This is a genomic window from Streptomyces sp. D2-8, from assembly GCF_023184515.1.
Lineage (GTDB): Bacteria > Actinomycetota > Actinomycetes > Streptomycetales > Streptomycetaceae > Streptomyces.
Genome location: NZ_JAAHBP010000024.1, coordinates 23,493 through 39,049 on the forward strand (window position 1 = coordinate 23,493; position 15,557 = coordinate 39,049).

Sequence of the window (15,557 nt, forward strand, 5' to 3'; positions counted from 1 at the left end):
CTCCACCGGCCGGGGCGCGTGCTACTCGCCCCTTCCGCGTCCCAGCACGCTGCCGGTCACCGCCAGCACGGACAGCACCACCAGCGCCGCGGCCGGGCCGAGGACGGTCCAGGGTGCCAGTTCGGCGTACGGCTGGTTCTCCGAGAGAAGGCGGCCCCACTCCGGGGTGGGCGGCTGTTCGCCCAGGCCCAGGAAGCCCAGGGAGGCCAGGACCAGGACCGTCGTGGGCAGCCGGAGCAGGGCGTTGCGCAGGAGGGCTGGGACCACCGAGGGCAGCAGGTGGCGGCGCAGCAGGTGCAGCCGCCCCGCGCCGAGCGCGACGGACGCGGCGATGTGTCCGCTCGCGCGTTCCTGTTCCAGCAGCGCGGAGGTCTGGGCGGCGTACGGGCTCCAGCCGACCACGCAGACCGCGCACGCCGCGCCCCACACCGACGGTCCGGTCACGCCCGCGATCAGCAGGCCCGCGAGGACGGCGGGCAGCGTCGACACGACCTCAGTCGGGCCCGCGCTCGCCCTCGGTGCCATGCCCAGCAGCAGTCCGGTGACGGCGCTGACCGCCGTCACGACGAGGGCGACCGCGACCGTGCGCAGCGCCCCGTGGCCCAGCCGGGCCAGGAGGTCACGGCCCAGGGCGTCCGTGCCCAGGGGGTGTTCGAGGGACGGGGACAGCAGCCGGGCCGCCGTGTCGACCTGGAGCGGGTCGCGCAGGAGGCCCGCGGTCACCAGGGCGAGCAGGAGCAGTGCACAGGCCGCGGTGACCCAGCGCAGGGAACGCGGCACCGTGAGCGGGGGCCGGTGCAGGGCAGGCAGGGCGCCGTCGCGCAGGGGGCGGCCGAGCAGGGCGTGACGCAGGGCGCGGATCAGCATGCCCGCGGCGACGCCCAGCAGGACCAGGGCCAGGGTCGCCGTCTGCAGCACCGGGAGGTCCTGCGCGACGGCGGCTTCCAGCGCGAGCCGGCCGAGCCCGGGGATGTTGAAGATCTTCTCCACGGCGACCGCACCGCCGACCAGGGCCACGACGGTCGGCAGCAGTTGCGGCAGTATGCCGGGCAGGGTGCGGCGCAGTCCGTCGCGGGCGATGTGACCGGGCGGGAGCCCGATGGCGCAGGCCGTGCGCGCCCAGGGTTCGTGGAAGGCGGCGGGCAGAGCCTGGTCGAGCATGCCGCCGAGCATCGCGCCCGACGGGATGCCGAGCGCGAGCGAGGGCAGCACCATCGACTGCGGCCCCTCCCACCCGCTGGACGGGAACCACCCGAACCACACCCCGCAGACGGTGGCCAGCACCGAGGCGAGCAGGAACTTCGGCAGCGACGCCAGGACGGCGGCCGTGGTGCCCGCCCGGTCCTGCCGCAGCCGGCGCCGGGAACCGAGGAAGACCGTACGGGCACACACCAGTCCGGCGACGAGCACGGTGACCGCGAACGCGCCGAGCATCAGCGTCAGGGAGACCGACAGCGCCGCCCCGGCCTGCGGCATGACCGGTGCGCCGGAGACCCACGACACGCCCGCGTCCCCGCGTGGCAGGCCGCCCAGCCAGTGCGCGAGGTGGACCAGAGGGCCCTCGTCCAGGCCCAGCTGCTCCCGCACGACCGCCAGTTCCGCCGGCGTGGGGTTCTGGTCGGCCGAGCGGGCGCGCAGCACCGTGCGGGCCGGGTCCGCGCCGGACAGCCAGGGGAGCAGGGCCACCGCCCCGAGCAGTGCGGTACCGGCGAGCACTCGGCCGGCGGCCGCCGGCCAGAGGGACGGGCGGGTGGCGGCGGGGGCGTGCGCGAGGCTCATGCGGGTTACTTCAGGTGCGTGTCGACGTCGATGAGGGACCGTTCGCGCGGGTCGAGGATCACGCCCTCGACATCGGCCGCGATGCCCTGCACCGCCTGCTCGTGGACCAGCGGCACCACCGCGTCGGTGCGCAGGATCTCCGCCTCCGCCCGCATGATCTTCTCCCGGCGGCTCCCGGTGTCCCGCTCCGCGGCGGCGGCCCGGATGGTCTTGTCCACCGCGGCGTCCTTCAGGCCGGCGATGTTGTAGACGCCCTCGCTGGTGAAGTCGCTGGCGAGGTAGTCGACCGCGTCGCCGGTGTCGAGAAGCGTCACCCGCGAGAAGACGAGGGCGTCGTACTTCCCGGCGAGCAGGTCGCCCTCCATCTGCGTGTACTCGCGCACGTCCTGCTTCACGGTGAACCCGGCCTTCTCCAGCTGCTGCTGGAGCACGGTCGCGGCCTCGGGCAGCTCGGCCCGGTTGGTGTAGGTGGCCAGCCGCAGCGTCCTGCCCCTGGTGCCGGTCTTGACCTCGGCGGTGGTCGCGGCCTCGGTGCGGCCCGTCACCTCGGCGCGCTTGTCGGCAGCCCAGGGGACCGCGGGCCCGAACAGGCCCTGCGCGGGGTCGGCGTAGCCGCCGAAGACGGAGTCGACCAGCGCGGAGCCGTCGACGGCCTCGCGGGCGGCGGCGCGCAGCCCGGCGTCGGTGAACAGGCCGCTGCCGGTGTTGAGGATCAGGCTGTCGGTGCGCACCGAGGGCACCTCGTGCCGGGTCTGCTTGTCCAGCAGCTTCGCCTGGGCGGTCGGGATCCACTCGGCGATGTCGGCCTCGCCGCCGCGCAGCGCGTTGGCACGGGCCGTGCCGTCGGCGATCCAGCTGACGTCGATGCCGGGCGCCTTCGCCTTGCCACCCCAGTAGCCGTCGAAGCGGTCGAGCGTCGCCTTGGCCTTGCCGCTCAGCCGGGTGATCTCGAACGGGCCGGTGCCGGTGCCGACCGGGCTGACGGCGCCGTCCTTCGCGTACGCCTTCGCCGACAGGATCGCCAGTGCGGGGCTGGCCAGCCGCAGCGGCAGCACCGGGTCGGGCGACTTGGTGGTGAGGGTGACGGTGTCGGCGTCCTCGGCCTCGGCGGTCAGTGACACGTCACTCAGGACGCGGGGCTTGGGCTTGGCGGCGCCCGCGTGGTCGAGCGCGTCGACGACGGCCTGGGCGGTGAGCTCGGTGCCGTCCTGGAACTCGGCCTCGCGCAGCTCGAAGGTCCAGGTGGTGTCGCCGTCCCGCTTCCAGGACTTCGCCAGCGCGGGCTTGGCCGTGCCGTTCTTGTCGAGGGCGGTGAGGCCCTCGGCGACGGACAGCTTGCTCAGCGCGGTGGCGTCGTTGCTGTACGGGGACAGCGCCTGCACCGGCGGCACGGCCAGCGCGACCCGCAGCCGCCCGCCCGATCCCGCGCCGGTGTCGCTGTCGCCGGGTGCGAAGCAGCCGGCCAGCAGAGGGGTGAGAGCGAGTGCCGCTATGAGGCCGCGGGAGGTGGTGCGCATGTCGGATCCTGTCGTGCGGGAGGTCGGGCAGGCCGCTGCGGCCCGGTCGGGGCTTGATCGGCGACGGTCAGCATATAAGGGGAGCCTTACCAAACTCTCAGCCAGGTAGGTGAAATCTCAACGATTGGACGGTCGCGGGTCGAACGAAGGCCTCTCGACCCGCTGTTCGAGCTGTGCCATCGTGTGCGCCGAGCGGAGGTGATGCGCATGACCGGCGCGGACCCGGGGCTGTTCGGTCCGGAATCGGTGACCTGGCAGCTTCACAGCGACCCCGTGATGTGGATAGCGGGCGTCCGGGCGCTCTACCTCCAGGCCCTGCACCCCCGCGTGGTACGCGGGGTCACACAGAACTCCGACTTCCGTCGTGACGCCTGGGGCCGGCTGATGCGCACGGCCGACTTCGTCGGAACGACGACGTACGGCACCACCGAGGCCGCCGAGCGTGCCGGCGCCCGGGTCCGGAAGATCCACCGCATGCTGACCGCGACCGACCCGGACACCGGTGAGCGCTACGGCGTCGACGAACCCGCGCTGCTGATGTGGGTGCACTGCGCCGAGATCGACTCCTATCTGCACGTCGCGCGCAGGTCCGGGTTCCGGCTCACCGATGCCCAGGCCGACCGTTACGTCGCCGAACACCGGCAGAGCGCACGCCTGGTGGGCCTCGACCCCGACGCCGTACCCGCGAACCGGGTCGAGATGGCCGAGTACTTCGAGAAGGTGCACCCGGACCTCGCCGCCGGACCCGAGGCACGCGAGGTGGACGACTTCCTGCTCCGCCCGCCGACGCACCCGCTCCTCGTACCGGCGCGCGAGGTGCTGTGGCGGCGCGTGGCACACCTGGCGTACGCCTCCCTGCCGCCGTACGCCCACGAGTTGTACGGCAGACCGGCCCCCGCATCCGCCACCGTCACCCGTCAGCTGCGCCTCGCAGGCCTCCTGCTGCGCCGCATTCCCGCACGTGTGCGGTGGCAACTCCCGCCCAAACACATTCTGCGGGCCATGGCGAGGCTCGGCCCCGACGCGCGCCCGGCACCGTACAAACTCGGACGATAGGCCGCCATACTGAGTGGGCCAGGGGAGGCGCGGGCGAACAGCTACCGGGGGGAGCGTCGCGCGAGATGGGGGACAGCAGGCTCATCCATGGCCGATACAGGCTGCTCGAACTGATCGGGCGCGGCGGCATGGGCGAGGTGTGGCGGGCACGGGACGAGTCCCTGGGCCGGCACGTCGCCGTCAAGTGCCTCAAACCGCTGGGCCCGAACCACGACCACGCCTTCACCCGCGTACTGCGGGAGCGGTTCCGCCGCGAGGCCCGGGTGGCCGCCGCGCTGCAGCACCGGGGCATCACCGTGGTGCACGACTTCGGCGAGTCCGACGGCGTCCTCTACCTCGTCATGGAGTTGCTGGACGGCCGCAACCTCAGTCAGCTCCTGGAGGACAACAAACAGCACCCGCTGCCGGTCGCGGACGTCGTGGAGATCGCCGAGCAGGTCGCCGCCGCCCTCGCCTACTGCCACGAACAGGGCATCGTCCACCGTGATCTGAAGCCCGCGAACATCGTGCGGCTCGGCGACGGCACGGTGAAGATCTGCGACTTCGGCATCGCCCGCCTCGGCCACGACATCGGCTTCACCTCCAGACTGACCGGCACCGGCATCGCGATGGGCACCCCGCTCTACATGTCCCCGGAGCAGATCGGCGGCGACGGGGTCGACCACCGCAGCGATCTCTACTCGTTCGGGTGCGTCCTGTACGAGATCGCCACCGGCGTGCCGCCCTTCGACCTCGACGACGCGTGGGCGATCCTCATCGGCCACCGCGACACCCCGCCCCGCCCGCCGCGCGAGCACCGCGCCGAACTGCCCGAGTACTTGGAGCGGGTCGTCCTCGACCTGCTCGCCAAGGAACCCGGGCAACGCCCCGACGACGCCCGCGAGCTGGCCCGCCGGATCAGCGCGCACCGGGCCGCGCCGGCGTACGTGAGGGCCGTCGCGGCGGCCCGCCCGGCTCCCGGCGTGCCGGTGGGCACGGGCCGGCTGCCCTCCTGGACCCGCGGCATGACCACCGGCCACAAGGCGACCGGCACAGGGCTGCGCACCGCACCGTCGGACCCGGCGGCGGGACTGTCCGGCGAGTGGATCGCCCGGCCCGCCACCGGCCCCGTCGTCGAGGAACCCGCTCCCGCGGAGCGGCCCGCCCCGCCCACGGAGGTCCTGACCGCCCTGGCCGGCCGGCACAACGCGGGCCTGAGCCTCGGCCGGCTCGGCCGCTGGACGGAGGCCGGCGAGGTGCACCGGGCGGTCGCCGCCGAACGCGAGCACCTCCTCGGCCCCGACCACCCCGACACCCTCGCCAGCCGCTACGAGGTCGCCTTCACGCTGAGCCGCACCGGCCGCGCCGCGGACGCCCTGCGCGAGTACAAGCACGTCACCGAGGCCAGGATCCGCATGCTCGGCGCCGATCACCCCGACGCCCTGGCCGCCCGCCAGGAGATGGCCTACGTGCTCGGTCAGCTGGGCCGCCCCTTCGACGCCCACCGCGTCTACACATCGGTGCTCACCGCCCGCGAGCACACCATGGGCCCCGATCACCCCGACACCCTGCGCTGCCGCCACAACCTCGCCTTCAACCTCAGCCGCCTCGGCCGCCTGGAGGACTCGTACCGCATGGCCCGCGAGGTGGCCGCCGCCCGCGCCCGCGTGCTCGGCCCCGACCACCCCGACACCCTCGTCACCCGCTACGAAGTCGCCTACGCGCTCGGACAGTTGGGCCGCTGGTCCGAAGCCCTCGAGACCTACCGCGAGGTCGCCGAGGCCCGCGGTCGCGCCCTCGGCCCGGACCATCCCGACACCCTCGCCGCCCGGCACGAGATCGGCATCAGCCTGGGCCGCCTCGGCCACAGCGCCAGGGCCCTGGACCTCTACCGCGGCCTGGCCGAGGACCGCACCCGCAGCCAGGGCCCCACCCACCCCGAGACGCTGCGCGCCCGCCACGGCCGCTGCGTCAACCTCGGACGGCTCGGCCGCTGGGAGGAGGCCCTCGCCGAGTCCCGTGAGGTGGCCGCCCTCCGCGAACAGGTTCTCGGCTCCGACCATCCGGACACCCTGGTCAGCCGCCGCGAGGTCGCCGTCGGCCTCGGCTGGCTGGGCCGCTGGGCCGACGCGCTCACCGAGTACCGGCGGGTGGCCGCCGCCCGCGAACGCGTCCTCGGCGCCGACCACCCCGACACCCTCGCCAGCCGCAACGACGAGGCCCACTGTCTGGAACAGCTCGGCCGCAGCGCCGAGGCCGTGGCCCTGTACCGAAGAGTGGCGGCCCTGCGGGAGCAGCGGGCCGCGGCGGGGCGCTGACCCCTGTTGAGCAGGCAGGCGCCGTCTGGCCGACCCGGATCACCCCGTGTTACCAAGAACCATGACCGCACCCGAGGGACCCCGCGCACACCGGACGTACGACGCCGTCATCGTCGGCGGCGGCCACAACGGCCTGGTCGCCGCCGCGTATCTGGCCCGGGCCGGCCGCTCCGTGCTGGTCCTGGAGCGGCTGGACCACACGGGCGGCGCGGCGGTGTCCACCCGGCCCTTCGCCGGGGTCGACGCCCGGCTGTCCCGCTACTCGTACCTGGTCAGCCTGCTGCCGAAGAAGATCGTCCGGGACCTCGGCCTGGACTTCCGGGTCCGCACCCGTACCGTCTCCTCCTACACGCCCGCCGAGCGCGACGGCCGGCCCACCGGACTCCTCGTCGGCGGCGGCGAACGGCGCACCCGGGAGGCGTTCACCCGGCTCACCGGCTCCGACCGCGAGTACCGGGCCTGGCAGGAGTTCTACGGCATGACCGGCCGCGCCGCCCAGCGGATCTTCCCGACCCTCACGGAGCCGCTGCCCACCCGCGACGAACTGCGCCGCCGCCTCGACGACGAGGAGGCCTGGCGGGTGCTGTTCGAGGAGCCGATCGGTGTCGCCGTGGAGGAGCGCTTCGAAGACGACCTGGTGCGCGGCGTCGTCCTCACCGACGCACTCATCGGCACCTTCGCCGACGCCCACGACCCCTCCCTGAAGCAGAACCGCTGCTTCCTCTACCACGTGATCGGCGGCGGCACCGGCGACTGGGACGTGCCCGTCGGCGGCATGGGAGCCCTCACCGACGCCCTCGCCGACACGGCACGCGCGGCGGGGGCGGTCCTCGCCACCGGCCACGAGGCGCTGCGCGTCGCCACGGACGGCCGAACCGCCGAGGTCACGTATCGCACGGCCGACGGCGAAGGCACCGTCGCCGCCCGGCACGTCCTGGTGAACGCCTCACCGCAGGCCCTGGCGGACCTGACCGGCGCCCCGCGCCCGGCCCCCGCCGAGGGCGCCCAGTTGAAGGTCAACATGCTGCTCAAGCGGCTGCCGCAGCTGCGCGACAGCTCCGTCGACCCGCGCGAGGCCTTCGCCGGCACCTTCCACATCGCCGAGGGCTACGAGCAACTGGCCGCCGCCCACGCCCAGGCCGCCGCCGGTGAGCCGCCGGCCGCGCCGCCCTCCGAGATCTACTGCCACTCGCTCACCGACCCGACCATCCTCGGGCCCGACCTGGCCGAGCAGGGCTACCAGACGCTCACCCTCTTCGGCCTGCACACCCCGGCCCGGCTGTTCGAGCGGGACAACGACGCCGTACGCGAGGACCTGCTGAAGTCGACCCTCGCCCAGCTCGACGCCCACCTGGCCGAACCCCTCGCCGACTGCCTGGCCACCGACGCGGACGGACGCCCCTGCATCGAGGCCCGGACCCCGCTCGACCTGGAGCGGGACCTCGGCCTGCCCGGCGGCAACATCTTCCACCGCGAGCTGAGCTGGCCCTACGCCCAGGACGGCACCGGTCGCTGGGGCGTGGAGACGGGGCACGTGAACGTGCTGCTGTGCGGGGCGGGCGCGGTACGCGGGGGCGGGGTCAGCGGGGTGCCGGGGCACAACGCGGCCATGGCGGTGCTGGAGAACGACCCCGAGTGACCCCTCAGTCGGCGGACCGCGTCCACCCCACTGCCCGCAGGCGCGCCGCGTCCGCCGGGCGCGTCTCGTCGAACAGGACGTCCCCGGCCGCTTCCACCCGCAGTCCGTCGACGTAACAGCCGCGCCCGACGTACAGCCGGTCCGTCGCGTACCGCCAGCGCAGGGCGAGCTCCCGCGCGGTGGGGACGTCCGCGGTGAGCCCGTGCCAGACGCGGCCGGACCAGCCGGTGACCGAGCCCGACGGGTGCTGCTCCGGAGCCTGACCGCGGCGGGAGGTCGTGAAGGGCACCGGCTGCCAGGTCGTGCCGCCGTCGGTCGTGGCCTCCAGGGCCAGGAGGTCGGCCTTGGGCTCGGTGTCCCACCACAGCGCGCAGCGCAGCCGTGCCCGGCCGGCGGACGTGTCGAGGGCGGGGAGGGTGAGGGCCGCCGTCGTGGAGACCGCCATCCCGGAGAACCAGGCCGTGCGTCCCCGCGCCGGCCGGACCGGCACGGCCCGCGCCATGGTGTTGGCCGCGGTGACCCTGGGCGCGGATCCGGAACGCCAGCTCCGTACCGGATGCACCGAGTTGCCGAGGACGACGAGGAAGGAGTCGGTCGTCGGGTCGAGCACCAGTGAGGTGCCCGTGAAACCGGTGTGCCCGGCACTGCGCGGCGTGGCCATCGCCCCCATGTACCAGTGCTGGTAGAGCTCGAATCCGAGGCCGTGCTCGTCCCCGGGAAAGGCGGTGTTGAAGTCGGTGAACATCAGCTCCACCGACTCCGGTTCCAGGATCCGGGCCCGCCCGTAGACGCCGCCGTTGAGCAGCGTACGGCCGAGGACCGCGAGGTCCCACGCGTCGGAGAACACGCCCGCGTGGCCCGCGACCCCGCCCAGGCTGAAGGCGTTCTCGTCGTGCACCTCGCCCCATACCAGGCCCCGGTCCAGGCCGGACCACGGTGCCCGCGCGTCCTCCGTGGCCGCGATCTTCGGACGCCAGGACGCGGGCGGGTTGTAGCGGGTACGGCGCAGGCCGAGCGGTGCGGTGATCTCGTCACGGAGCAGGACGTCCAGGGTGCGGCCCGTGATCCGTTCCAGCACGAGCTGGAGCGAGATGAGGTTCAGGTCCGAGTACAGGTAAGCCGTGCCGGGCGCGCTGACCGGCGCCTCGTTCCAGATGCGCTGGAGCTTCTCCTCGTACGTCGGCGCGCTGTACAGCGGGATCCAGGCGCGGAACCCCGAGGTGTGGGTGAGGAGCTGACGGATCGTGATGTCCTGCTTGCCCGCGCGCCCGAAGTCCGGTAGGTACGAGGCGACCTTCGCCTCCAGCTCCAGTGCGCCCCGCTCCATCTGCTGCACGGCGAGGATCGAGGTGAACAACTTCGACACCGACGCGAGGTCGAAGACGGTGTCCTCGGCCATCGGGATCTGCTGGCCGGGCGGGAACTCGACACCGGTGTCGGTCTTCTCGTCGTAGGCCCGGTAGCGCACCGCCATGCCGATGGGGCGGTGCAGCGCGACCGTGCCGCCGCGTCCGGCGAGCAGGACGGCGCCCGCGTACCAGGGGTGCGCGGGGGAGGGGCCGAGGAACGCCTCCGCGTCGGTGACGAGCCGGCGCAGGTGGGAGGAGAGCAGTCCGGCGCGTGCGGCGGAGCCGTGCCGCAGGGTGGGGCGCCGGCCGGTCGTCGCCGAGGAGGCTCCGGCGGGCCCGGCGGGCAGCGGGGCGAGGGCGAGTGCACCGCCCAGGGCCAGGCCCCCTCTGCCCAATTGACGCCGGGTCAGTTCGCTGCTCGCCGCTCTGCCGGTCACCGCGTACCCCTTCGCCTCAACCGCCTCGCGTGTCCCCCGGAAGTATGTCCCCCGCGCGCCGCCGCGAATCCGGCGGAGAATCCTCCACGGAAGCCGGCACGGGGCATCGGTGAATCCGCCCGGCGCACCGGGGAATCTGACGGAGCATCAGAAAACCTCTTCCGTCCTCCGGAGGACTCCGGCATCCTGCGCCCATGCAGACGGAGCTGAGCCAGACACTGGGAATCGAGCACGCCGTCTTCGGCTTCACGCCGTTCCCCGCCGTCGCCGCGGCCATCAGCCGGGCGGGTGGCCTCGGCGTCCTCGGCGCGGTCCGCTACACCGCCCCCGACGAGCTCAAACGCGACCTGGACTGGATCGAGGCACACGCCGACGGCAGGCCGTACGGGCTGGACGTCGTGATGCCGGCGAAGAAGGTCGAAGGCGTCACCGAGGCGGACGTCGAGGCGATGATCCCCGAAGGGCACCGGCAGTTCGTCCGGGACACCCTGGCCAAGCACGGCGTGCCCGAACTCGCCGAGGGCGAGGCGTCCGGCTGGCGCATCACCGGCTGGATGGAGCAGGTCGCGCGCAGCCAGCTCGACGTCGCCTTCGACTACCCGATCCGGCTCCTCGCCAACGCCCTCGGCTCTCCGCCCGCCGACGTCATCGCCCGCGCTCATGACCAGGACGTCCTCGTCGCCGCACTCGCGGGCAGCGCCCGGCACGCCCGCAAGCACCGGGACGCCGGGATCGACATCGTCGTGGCGCAGGGCTACGAGGCGGGCGGGCACACCGGGGAGATCGCCTCCATGGTGCTCACCCCCGAGGTCGTCGACGCCGTCGCCCCGCTGCCCGTGCTGGCCGCAGGCGGCATCGGCAGCGGACCGCAGGTGGCTGCCGCGCTCACCCTCGGCGCTCAAGGCGTGTGGCTGGGCTCCCTATGGCTGACCACCACGGAAGCGGACCTCCACTCACCCGCCCTGACCCGCAAGCTCCTCGCGGCCGGCTCCGGCGACACCGTCCGTTCCCGCGCGCTGACCGGCAAGCCCGCACGCCAGTTGCGCACCGAGTGGACCGACGCCTGGGACGATCCGGACGGGCCCGGCACCCTCCCCATGCCGCTGCAGGGGCTGCTGGTCGCCGAGGCCGTCTCACGCATCCAGAAGTACGAGGTCGATCCGCTGCTCGGCACCCCGGTCGGCCAGATCGTCGGCCGGATGAACAGCGAACGCAGCGTCCAGGCCGTCTTCGACGACCTCACCCGCGGCTTCGAACAGGCCGTGGACCGCGTCAACCGCATCGCCGGAAGGAGCGGCCAGTGAACACCAGTGCTCCCGTGGGCTTCTGGGCCCAGGCCACCGCCGACCCCGACCGCGCGGTCCTGGTCGTCCCCGACGGCGAGGAGTGGACCGCCGGACGGCTGCACGCCGCCGCCAACCGGCTCGTGCACGGCCTGCGCGCGGCCGGGCTGGAACGCGGCGACACCTTCGCCGTGGTCCTGCCCAACGGCGTCGAGTTCCTCACCGCGTATCTCGCCGCCAGCCAGGCCGGGTTCTACCTCGTCCCCGTCAACCACCACCTGGTAGGACCGGAGATCGCGTGGATCGTCTCCGACTCCGGCGCCAAGGTGCTCCTCGCCCACGCGCGCTTCGCCGACGCCGCCCGCGACGCCGCCGACGAGGCCGGCCTGCCGGGCAGCCACCGGTACGCCGCAGGCACGGCCGAGGGCTTCCGCCCGTACGCCGAACTCCTCGACGGGCAACCCGATTCGGCGCCCGCCGACCGCACCCTCGGCTGGGTCATGAACTACACCTCGGGCACCACCGGCCGCCCCCGCGGCATCCGCCGCCCGCTGCCCGGCAAACCGCCGGAGGAGGCGTACCTGGGCGGCTTCCTCGGCATCTTCGGCATCCGGCCGTTCGACGACAACGTGCACCTGGTCTGCTCGCCGCTCTACCACACGGCCGTCCTGCAGTTCGCCGGAGCGTCCCTGCACATCGGCCACCGGCTGGTCCTCATGGACAAGTGGACACCCCAGGAGATGCTCCGCCTCATCGACGCCCACGGCTGCACCCACACCCACATGGTCCCCACCCAGTTCCACCGGCTGCTGGCGCTGCCCGACGAGGTGAGGGACCGCTACGACGTCTCCTCCATGCGGCACGCCATCCACGGCGCCGCGCCCTGCCCCGACCATGTGAAACGGGCCATGCTCGACTGGTGGGGCCCCTGTGTGGAGGAGTACTACGCGGCCAGCGAGGGCGGCGGCGCCTTCGCCACCGCCGAGGACTGGCTGAAGAAGCCCGGCACCGTCGGCAAGGCCTGGCCCATCAGCGAGCTCGCGATCTTCGACGACGACGGCAACCGGCTGCCGCCCGGTGAACTGGGCACCGTCTACATGAAGATGAACACCGGCGGCTTCTCGTACCACAAGGACGAGGCCAAGACCCGCAAGAACCGCATCGGCGACTTCTTCACCGTCGGCGACCTCGGCCATCTCGACGAGGACGGCTACCTCTTCCTGCGCGACCGCAAGATCGACCTGATCATCTCCGGCGGGGTCAACATCTACCCGGCCGAGATCGAGTCGGCCCTGCTCGCCCACCCCGCCGTCGCGGACGCCGCCGTCTTCGGCATCCCGCACGACGACTGGGGCGAGGAGGTCAAGGCCGTCGTGGAACCGGCCCCCGGACACCGGCCCGGACCCGCCCTCGCCGCCGACCTCCTCGACCACTGCGCCCACCGGCTCGCCGGGTACAAGCGGCCCAGGAGCGTCGACTTCATCACCGAGATGCCCCGCGACCCCAACGGCAAGCTGTACAAGCGGCGGCTGCGGGAGCCGTACTGGGAGGGCCGGACGCGGGCCTGACCGGGGCGCCGCCCCACAAGGGGCGGCACCCCTCGCGACGGTCAGCGGCGCTCGTGCACCCGCACGACCTTCAGCTTCGGCGAGGACCGGATGTCCTTCTCGCAGAAGCGCGACGTCACCCACTTCTCACCGGAGAACAGCCGGGTCTGATCGGCGAAGTGCGGCGACTTCGGGTTCGACGACTGGGAGTACGTCAGCAGCGTGCGCGCCACCGGGCAGCGGCTGGCGTCCCAGCCGACCGCCTGCAGGTGGCTGCTCCCGAACGGCACCTCCGTGTAGCCGCCCCCGGCCGCGTCCCACGTCGGCTCGATCACGTTCCACACGCCGAGCCGCCCCGCGCCGCCCGGCACGGGCAGGCGCTTGCCGTCGCGGACGACGAACTGGTGCGCGCCCAGCGGCGCGTCGAGCGCGATGCCCGCGGCCCGCAGCTCGGCCACCGCGTCGGCCAGGGCGGTGGGGAGGCCGGGAGCGCCGGTGTTCAGGGTGTTCGGGGTGCGGACCGGGTCCGCCGCCGAGAACGGCACCTTCCACAACCGGTCGGCCGGCACCGCCTGTTCGAGCCGGCGCCAGAACCGGTCGAAGAGCAGCGCTCCCCGGCTGCCGGTGTCCATGGTGCGGTCCCACGCCTTCAGCACGCCGCAGGCCCCCGACACATCGACCGCTGTGCCGTCGCTGCCCGTCGCCGTACCGCCGGGCAGCGCGGCGCACGCCCGTGCCACGTCCCCGGCGGCGAGGTCACCCGCGGGAACCCGGTTGGCGAACTGCTGCTGTTGCAGGTCGCGTACGGTCAGGCCGCCGCGGTCCGCCATCGCGTCCACGTCCTCGATCGCGCCACGGGTGCGCAGGCCGAGCTGGGTGCCCACGGTGCCGAAAACCCGCTCATAGCCGGTGAGCGGCCGGTCGGCGTTGGTCATCCACGCGGTCCCGTTGGAGTTCTCCGCGTACGGGGCGTCCTTCAGCGTCGGCATCCGCGCCGGGCCGAAGATCCCCGGCACGACGGCTCCGGGGTCGCTGCCGAGAGCGCAGTCGCCGCGTGAGCCGTCGAGGATCGCGATCCCGGACGCCGGGTACGTGGTCCTGCCGAGTTCCGTCGAGCAGCGCCGGGCCAACTCGTCGGTGATGCGCGGGAGTACCTGGGACTGGGTGTAGAGGGAGTGCCCCGCCCGGTCGGCGGCGATCGTGTTCACCCAGGGGATGCCCTGGTGCCGATCGAGGGAGGCGAGGACGTCGGCCGTGCTCCGCGCCCTGCTGAAGTCCAGCGAGGTGTCGGCGAAGCGGAGGTTCGCGGCGTTCGGATCGTGGAGGGCGTACGCCGCCTTGCCGGTCCACGGCAGCGGGACCTGGGGGCTGAGGGAGGTGACGACGGGGCCGTAGCGGGTCCACCACTGGGTGCGGGTCACGGGCGTGCCGTCCTTCACCGCGACCGTCACGGTCCGCTTCTTCATGCGCTCCGGCCTGCCGTCCACGAGGTAGGTCGTGGGATCGGCCGGATCGAGCGTCAGCTGGTGGAAGTTGGCCGGAATGCCGGTGGAGACGGTGTGGCTCCACGCCACATGTGCGTTGAACCCGATGGAGATCGCCGGGGTGCCGAGCAGGGACCCGCCGGACACGTTGAGCTCGCCCGGGATGGTCTGCTGCGACTGCCAGAACCGGCGTCCGCCGTCCCACGGGTAGTGCGGGTTGCCCAGCAGCAGGCCACGGCCGTTCGCCGTCGTGTCACCGCGGAAGGCGACCGCGTTGGAGCCCATGCCGGGGTCGCCCCACAGCTCGTCCGCCGCCTTCGCCGCGGTCTTCGCGCCCGGCGTGCGGGCGGACGGCGTGCCGGAGGCGGCTCCGGTCGGCGGCTGCGCGGTTGTGATCGTGTCCACGAACCGCCCCTCGCCGGATATCGAGGCGATGGCGAGCCCACGGGCCGCCACGTCCAGCTCGGTGACGGGCCGGACCCAGGGCACGTCCGCACAGGACGGATCCGTGATCTTCTTCTGCTTCAGCCAGGCGTTGTAACCGGCAGCCCAGCCCCGCATCATGTCCCGGACCTCACGGCTCGGCCCCACGGGCGCCCGCTCGGCGAGCAGCTTCTCCACCGTGCGGCTCTCGCGGACCCCGCGGAAGTACAGATCGCTGGCGAGGTTCGTCCTGGCCGCCGAGAGATCGCCGCCGGCGGGCGCGTCGGCGCCGAAGTACCGGGACCGCTCGCCCCGCAGTGTCACGAACCCGTCGGCGAGCGTGCACACCTCGTCGGCGGCCTGCGCCCAGCCCGTACCGAAGCCCAGGTTCGCGTAGTCCTTCGCGAGGATGTGCGGAATGCCGTACTCGGTGTAGCGGATGACGGCGGACAGGCCGTCGCGGGAAGGGTGTTGCTCTGCTCGCTGGTGGGTCGTGGCGGCGGCCGCGGGTAACGCGGAAGCGGCGGTGAACAGGGCCGTGGCCCCGAGAACGAGTCGTCTCAGACGGCTGCGCATCGTGCCCTCCAACGTCGTCGAGGGAAAGGAGTGACGAGCGTACGAACCTGATCGAAAGTCCGTCAGTTTCATGACACCGGACGCCGTCGACGGCGGCAGGGTTGCTCGCCCGGAGCCGGTCGCGCCCCGGCTCGTCCTGTCCGGGGTCCTTGACCTCCTCGGGCGCTGAA

At 73.3% G+C, this 15,557-nt stretch carries 9 protein-coding genes; 5 read left to right on the plus strand and 4 right to left on the minus strand.

Annotated features, from left to right (window positions below; all coding sequences use genetic code 11):
- Nucleotides 1–21 precede the first annotated feature (21 nt).
- Together G3I77_RS33130 and G3I77_RS33135 are read right to left on the minus strand one after the other, a co-directional pair.
- Nucleotides 22–1,779, minus strand: a complete 1,758-nt coding sequence (locus G3I77_RS33130) for an ABC transporter permease subunit (protein WP_248509651.1) — start codon at nucleotides 1,777–1,779, stop codon at nucleotides 22–24.
- A gap of 5 nt (nucleotides 1,780–1,784) precedes the next feature.
- The gene (locus G3I77_RS33135) at nucleotides 1,785–3,296 is read right to left on the minus strand and encodes an ABC transporter substrate-binding protein (RefSeq protein ID WP_248509652.1); all 1,512 of its coding nucleotides are present in this window, start codon (nucleotides 3,294–3,296) and stop codon (nucleotides 1,785–1,787) included.
- A 207-nt stretch (nucleotides 3,297–3,503) separates the two neighbouring features.
- Between G3I77_RS33135 and G3I77_RS33140 the strand changes: the two genes are divergently transcribed.
- The 3 genes from G3I77_RS33140 to G3I77_RS33150 all read left to right on the plus strand — a co-directional run bounded on the left by G3I77_RS33140 (nucleotide 3,504) and on the right by G3I77_RS33150 (nucleotide 8,288).
- A complete protein-coding gene (locus G3I77_RS33140) occupies nucleotides 3,504–4,352 on the plus strand; it encodes an oxygenase MpaB family protein (RefSeq protein WP_248509653.1) in 849 nt (282 codons plus the stop codon).
- Between the two features lie 65 nt (nucleotides 4,353–4,417).
- Nucleotides 4,418–6,649 (plus strand): serine/threonine-protein kinase, encoded by a 2,232-nt coding sequence (locus G3I77_RS33145; protein WP_248509654.1) that lies wholly within the window; start codon nucleotides 4,418–4,420, stop codon nucleotides 6,647–6,649.
- A 61-nt stretch (nucleotides 6,650–6,710) separates the two neighbouring features.
- On the plus strand, nucleotides 6,711–8,288 hold the full coding sequence (locus tag G3I77_RS33150; protein ID WP_248509655.1) for an NAD(P)/FAD-dependent oxidoreductase: 1,578 nt from the start codon (nucleotides 6,711–6,713) through the stop codon (nucleotides 8,286–8,288).
- A gap of 4 nt (nucleotides 8,289–8,292) precedes the next feature.
- Here the strand turns inward: G3I77_RS33150 and G3I77_RS33155 are convergent, their stop codons facing one another.
- On the minus strand, nucleotides 8,293–10,074 hold the full coding sequence (locus tag G3I77_RS33155) for a serine hydrolase (RefSeq protein WP_248509656.1): 1,782 nt from the start codon (nucleotides 10,072–10,074) through the stop codon (nucleotides 8,293–8,295).
- A 194-nt stretch (nucleotides 10,075–10,268) separates the two neighbouring features.
- Between G3I77_RS33155 and G3I77_RS33160 the strand changes: the two genes are divergently transcribed.
- Nucleotides 10,269–11,378: a nitronate monooxygenase family protein gene (locus tag G3I77_RS33160; RefSeq protein WP_248509659.1), complete on the plus strand. Its 1,110-nt coding sequence runs from the start codon at nucleotides 10,269–10,271 to the stop codon at nucleotides 11,376–11,378.
- Nucleotides 11,375–12,925, plus strand: coding sequence for an acyl-CoA synthetase (locus G3I77_RS33165; RefSeq protein ID WP_248509662.1), 1,551 nt, complete (start codon nucleotides 11,375–11,377; stop codon nucleotides 12,923–12,925). The genes G3I77_RS33160 and G3I77_RS33165 overlap by 4 nt, the downstream gene beginning before the upstream one ends.
- A gap of 41 nt (nucleotides 12,926–12,966) precedes the next feature.
- Here the strand turns inward: G3I77_RS33165 and G3I77_RS33170 are convergent, their stop codons facing one another.
- Nucleotides 12,967–15,387 (minus strand): penicillin acylase family protein, encoded by a 2,421-nt coding sequence (locus G3I77_RS33170; protein ID WP_248509670.1) that lies wholly within the window; start codon nucleotides 15,385–15,387, stop codon nucleotides 12,967–12,969.
- Nucleotides 15,388–15,557 lie beyond the last annotated feature (170 nt).

Excerpts from the sequence above, each read along its gene's own strand:
- G3I77_RS33130 (WP_248509651.1), bottom strand. The coding sequence starts at position 1,779 with ATGAGCCTCGCGCACGCCCCCGCCGCCACCCGCCCGTCCCTCTGGCCG.
- G3I77_RS33135 (WP_248509652.1), bottom strand. The coding sequence starts at position 3,296 with ATGCGCACCACCTCCCGCGGCCTCATAGCGGCACTCGCTCTCACCCCT.
- G3I77_RS33140 (WP_248509653.1), top strand. The coding sequence starts at position 3,504 with ATGACCGGCGCGGACCCGGGGCTGTTCGGTCCGGAATCGGTGACCTGG.
- G3I77_RS33145 (WP_248509654.1), top strand. The coding sequence starts at position 4,418 with ATGGGGGACAGCAGGCTCATCCATGGCCGATACAGGCTGCTCGAACTG.
- G3I77_RS33150 (WP_248509655.1), top strand. The coding sequence starts at position 6,711 with ATGACCGCACCCGAGGGACCCCGCGCACACCGGACGTACGACGCCGTC.
- G3I77_RS33160 (WP_248509659.1), top strand. The coding sequence starts at position 10,269 with ATGCAGACGGAGCTGAGCCAGACACTGGGAATCGAGCACGCCGTCTTC.
- G3I77_RS33170 (WP_248509670.1), bottom strand. The coding sequence starts at position 15,387 with ATGCGCAGCCGTCTGAGACGACTCGTTCTCGGGGCCACGGCCCTGTTC.